Source organism: Salipiger marinus (assembly GCF_900100085.1).
GTDB classification, from domain to species: domain Bacteria; phylum Pseudomonadota; class Alphaproteobacteria; order Rhodobacterales; family Rhodobacteraceae; genus Salipiger; species Salipiger marinus.
The window spans coordinates 1-1,683 of the sequence record NZ_FNEJ01000090.1; the positions used below are offsets into that span (position 1 = coordinate 1).

Here is a 1,683-nt window from a genome sequence, read left to right on the forward strand (position 1 = left end):
TGACGCCGCGCCGACGGATCAGGTCAAGGCGGAGCCTTCGCCATCCGGGAGCGAGAGCTCCGAGAAGGCCCCCCGTCGTCGTCCGCGCGTGTCGGACAAGACTCCTCGCGAGCGCCGGGAGCTCGATCCCGGCAGCTGCTGTCCGGATTGCGGCGGTGATCTGCGCCTTGTTGGAGAGGACGTCAGCGAGATGCTGGACTTGGTCGCGGCGCAGTTGAAGGTTCTCGAGATCGCCCGGTCGAAGAAATCCTGCCGCCGCTGTGAGCGGATGGTGCAGACGCCCGCTCCGAGCCGGCCAATCCCGGGCAGCATGGCGACCGCTGGCCTGCTGGCCTACATCCTCGTCTCCAAATTCGACGACCACATCCCCCTATATCGCCTGAACGAGATCTTCGCCCGGATGGGCGCGGACATCCCCGACAGCACGATGGTCGACTGGTGCGGCCGCGCCATGAAGGTGCTCCAGCCGCTCACCGAACGGATCGAGGCCGAGGTCATGGCCAGCGACCTGCTTCATGCCGATGATACTCCGATACGAGTGCTGGACCGGTCCCTGCGCGACCGGGGCCTCGGCAAGGGCGTGAAGAAGGGCAGGATCTGGACTTATGTCCGCGACCAGCGGCCATGGGCGGGGACGGCACCGCCAGGCGCCGTCTATCGCTTCGCTCCGGACTGGAAGGAAGAGCACGTCCGCGAGCACCTGAGCCAGAGCCGCGGCATCCTTCAGGCCGACGGTTACAAGGGCTATGCCAAGCTCTACGACCCAGCCCCGGACGGCGCCGCCCGGTTCCGCGAGGCGGCCTGCTGGGCACATCTGCGCCGCGACTTCCATGACGTCTGGGCCTCGACCGGGTCAGAGATCGCACGCGAGGCGCTCGACCGCATCGGCCTGCTCTACGACATCGAGCGGAAGATCGCAGGCCAGCCTGCCGAGGCCCGGCTTGCTGCGCGCCAGGCCCATAGCCTGCCCAAGGTCGAAAGCTTCCGGGCCTGGGCCGAGCAGCAGATCGCACGCCTCCCTGGGAAAGGAGACTTGGCCAAAGCGTTCCGCTACGGGCTCAGCCGCTGGTCGTCTTTCTGTCTATTCCTCGAAGACGGCCGGGTCGGCATAGACAACAATCCGGCCGAGCGCGCCCTGCGCCCGATCGGCATCGGACGGAAAAACTGGCTCTTCGCGGGCGCCGATACCGGGGCCGAGACACTCGCCCGCGCCATGACGATCATCGAGACCGCGAAAATGAATGGCCTTGATCCGCAGGCCTACCTGACCGACGTGCTCGATCGCATCAACGACCACAAGATCAACCGTCTCGACGAACTTCTGCCGTGGAACTGGACACAGTTGGCCACTGCTCGAGCCGAGGCAGCCTGATAGCCGCCGTGACCCACGTCTGCACCATGGAATACGTCGCCAAGATGCTCGGCGAGGATCTCGAAATGCTGGAAGAGATCGTCGCGAACGACGACAACCTCAGCTACGGAGCCATCATCAGCGTCCACACGGGGCGGGACGAAGCTCTCACGGCGCTGACCGACGACGGCATCGAAGAGCTGAAGGACATGCTCGCAGACGCGCGCCGATCATCCCAAACATGGAGCGACTTCCTTGAGGACTTCGTCGGAGAGCCCGAGATCATCGCTCGCGTCAAGCAAAACGGACCGCGGTAGCAACCGGGCCGTTAC

General features: G+C 65.4%; 2 protein-coding genes. Both read left to right on the forward strand.

All coding sequences use genetic code 11. From position 1 onward, the window contains the following. On the forward strand, positions 1–1,372 hold a 1,372-nt coding region (gene tnpC, locus BLR51_RS26995), incomplete at its 5' end, for an IS66 family transposase (protein ID WP_110506234.1). Between the two features lie 8 nt (positions 1,373–1,380). After that, complete coding sequence (locus BLR51_RS27000) at positions 1,381–1,668, forward strand: hypothetical protein (RefSeq protein WP_242656869.1); 288 nt, start codon at positions 1,381–1,383, stop codon at positions 1,666–1,668. Positions 1,669–1,683: the final 15 nt, after the last annotated feature.